This is a genomic window from Methylobacterium sp. AC690, from assembly GCF_979256535.1.
Window position 1 is genome coordinate 1 of record NZ_CEEDOX010000046.1, and the last position, 3,182, is coordinate 3,182.

Annotated in this window: 3 protein-coding genes; all 3 read right to left on the reverse strand. The window is 75.2% G+C overall.

Translation table 11 applies throughout. The features are described from left to right. Positions 1 to 2,376: type IA DNA topoisomerase (locus AC0IY1_RS25220; RefSeq protein ID WP_471773312.1), on the reverse strand; the 2,376-nt coding region annotated here is incomplete at its 3' end. A gap of 72 nt (positions 2,377 to 2,448) precedes the next feature. Further along, entirely contained in the window at positions 2,449 to 2,757 is a 309-nt protein-coding gene (locus tag AC0IY1_RS25225) for a DUF6894 family protein (protein WP_244477342.1), read from the reverse strand. A gap of 169 nt (positions 2,758 to 2,926) precedes the next feature. Continuing rightward, positions 2,927 to 3,175, reverse strand: coding sequence for a hypothetical protein (locus AC0IY1_RS25230; protein ID WP_055953935.1), 249 nt, complete (start codon positions 3,173 to 3,175; stop codon positions 2,927 to 2,929). Between the last annotated feature and the right edge of the window lie 7 nt (positions 3,176 to 3,182).

Sequence of the window (3,182 nt, forward strand, 5' to 3'; positions counted from 1 at the left end):
CCCCTTGCCAGCCCCCTTGCCGGCCCCCTTGCCGGCCGCACCGCCGGGCGTCGTCTTGACAGGCCCCGGCCTCGCCTGGCGCGCGGTCGAACCCGTCCCCGTCGGCGCCGCGTGGACGTCGAGGAACCGGCGACAGGCCTCGAACTGCGTCTCGATCTCGGGTGGGCAATCCAGGCCGCGCTCCACCGCGAGGGTGCGGGCATAGCGCAGCATCGCCGCGCTGGGGGGACGCAACCCGCGATCCGCGCCCGGCGCCGCCGTGCGTGACGCGGCGGGACTGGCCTCGGCATCCAGGAAGACCCGGCAGCGGGCGAGGCTGCTCTTGCAGCCGCGGGGCAGCGCGATGCCCTTGCGGGCCGCCAGCGCCACCGCGAAGGCGACCATGGCGGGCGTCGGCGGACGATCCCCGCCCCCCGCCGGGCCGCGCCCCCCCGACGGCGGGATCAGGCTCGGGTCCAGGCTGACCACCTCCGCCTGCGCGATGGCGGCGATCAGGCCGTCGAGGCGGCTGCGGGTGCGCTGCCGGAAGGCCTCCGCCCGCGCCCGCGCCTCGACCCGCGTGGGAGCCCGGCCGATCTCGGCGAGCTCCGCCTCGAACGTGGCCCGGCCCACCGGGTCGCCATAGGCCGGGAACACCCGCCGCACTGCCGCGATGAAGGCGAGCCCCACCTCGGTCACCGTGAGGGCCGGGTCCTTGCCGTCCCCGAGGGCGAGGTAGTGGCTCTTCAGGAGCTTGGGCAGGATGGTGTCCCGGGTCGCGGCCGTGCCGAGCCCCTTCGGCTCGTTCGGGTTGACGGGATTCTCCAGGGCCCGCTTCGCCGCCGGATCGTCCACCTGGTCGATCAGGCGGCCCATCACCACGGGAAGCTCGCCCCGGGTGATCCGGCGGGGCGGCTCGGTCACGGCCTCGGCAATCTCGGCCCCCGCGGCCTTGGCCGCCTCCCCGTCGCGCAAGGCGGGCAGGCGGGTGGCGCGCGCCTCGTCCTCGGGTCGGGCCTTGCCCGGAACGAGATCGGCCTCGCCCTCGGCCTCGGCCCCGTAGAGGGCGCGCCAGCCCGGCACGCGCACGACGCGTCCGCTGACCGCGAAGCGCTTGGCGCCGAGGGGCGTCGGCACCTCGGCCACGACCTCCGTGCGCGCATCGATGCCGTCGGGCAGGTGGGCGGCGCCATAGGCCTTGGCCACGAGCTCCCAGAGGCGGGCGAGGTCCGCCTCGAGGCGCCCGCGCTCCGGCACCTTGCGGAGGGGCACGATGGCGTGGTGCTCGCCCGGATCCTTGACGTAGTGCCCCCGTGCCCCGCGCCGGATGACGGGCGGTTCCGCGGTCAGCAGGGCCCGGAGGTCCGGCAGCACGGAGGCGATGGCGGCCATCACCGCACCGGCATCCCCCGCCTGTCCGTCCGGCAGGCTGTCCGACTCGGTGCGCGGATAGCTCAGGTAGCCCTGGTCGTAGAGATCCTGCGCGAGCCGCGCCGTGTGCTGCGGGTCCCAGCCGAAGCGCTTGGCGCAGCGCCGGGCCAGGGTGTCCTTGGAGAACAGGCGCGGCGGCGCCCGGCGCACGTCGCGCTGCGTCACGCCGAGGGGGCCGGACCACGCGGCCGCCGCCGCCCGGATGGTCTCGGCCGCGGCGCGTTCGAAGATCCGCTCCTTCGGCAGGTGCCACAGGGTCAGGGCCGCCCCCGTGCCGGTCTCGGCGTGCAGCGCCACCTTGAAGAAGTCCTGCGGGACGAAGGCCCGGATGCGCGCCTCGAGGTCCGCCAGGATGGCCAGCGTCGGCGTCTGCACGCCGCCGAAGCGCCAGGGTTCGCGGAAGGCGGGCGGGCGCAGGCGCAGGGAGATCGCCCGCGTGCCGTTGAGGCCGAGATGGTAATCCTCGTATTGCCGGCACAGCGCCTCCAGGTAGGCGGCGTAGTCCCGCTCGCCGGATTCCGGCTCCCGGGCCAGGGTGGCGAAGGCCCGCCGGACCGAGACGTCGTCGAGGGCGCCGAGCTTGAGGCGGTCGACCCGGCCGCGCCAGCCGAGATGCTCCAGCACCTCCCAGGCGATCATCGAGCCCTCCCGCCCCGGATCGGTGGCGATGATGACGCGCTCGACGCCCCGCAGGGCCTGGCCGATCGCCGCGAGCTTGCCCGCATGCGACTGGCCGGACCGGTTGGTGCCGCAGATCACCGGCAGGGTGTCGAGGACGATCGGCAGGGTCTCGAACTGCCAGGCCTTCCAGTCCGGCCGGATCCGGCCCGGCTCCTCGGCGGCGAGCAGGTGCCCCTCGGCCGCGACGCAGACGGTGCCGGGCGAGCGGAAGTAGCGCTGGAGCTGACGCATCGCCGACGGCTTCTCGAAGAAGAACAGCGTGCGGCCGGGCGGGGCGGGAGACATGGGCTGGGCAGGGGATATGGGCGGGGCAGGAGACACGGGCGAGGCAGGAGACATGGAATGGTGCGCTGACGCTCAGGCGGCCTGCCCGAGGCCGTCTCCGTCCCGGAACCGGGCGCGCTGCGCCGTCCGTCCCGGCCGGTCCCGGCCCTGCGCCGGGGGCTCGACGGACAGGAAGGGCCGGACGAGGACGCGCCGGCCGCGCAGGTCGTGGACGGTCACGTGCCACTCCGCCCAGTCCCCTTGCTCGCCGAGGCTGCGCATCACCTCCCGCGCCACCGCCTCGGCCCGGCGCAGCAGGCGATGCGGCGCCCGGATGTCGTTCCCGACGGCGTCGAAGACGCATTCGCGGCCGTTGGTGCAGTGGAAGCGGTAGCGGGCCATGCTGCTCTGACTCCCCTCGTCGACACCTGCTCGGACACCGCCGAGTTCACTCTCTGTTCTCATATGAGAGCAAGGGCGCCCGGATGGCAAGGGGTGGCCAGGCACCGGGTCCCGCACGCGCGCGCCGCAGGCGCACGGGACGATCGGGTCGCGGTGGGGTCCGACGCGGCTACCGCCCGCCGGCGCCGCCCCGCATGCTCCGCTGCCGACAGGTGCGGCCCATATCCTCGAAGCCGGCCGGACAGCGCCGGACGCAGGCGCCGGCGGCGTACTTGAGGGGAGGCCGGCAGGCCCGGCTGAAGCGTTGCTCCTGAAACAGGTAGTCCTTCGCGGGACTCTGCGCCGCGGCCGGGCCGGCCAGCCCCAGGGGAAGCGCGACGAGCGCCAGGCGGAGGGCGGCGTGGGGGAGGCGGGGCATCGCGTGT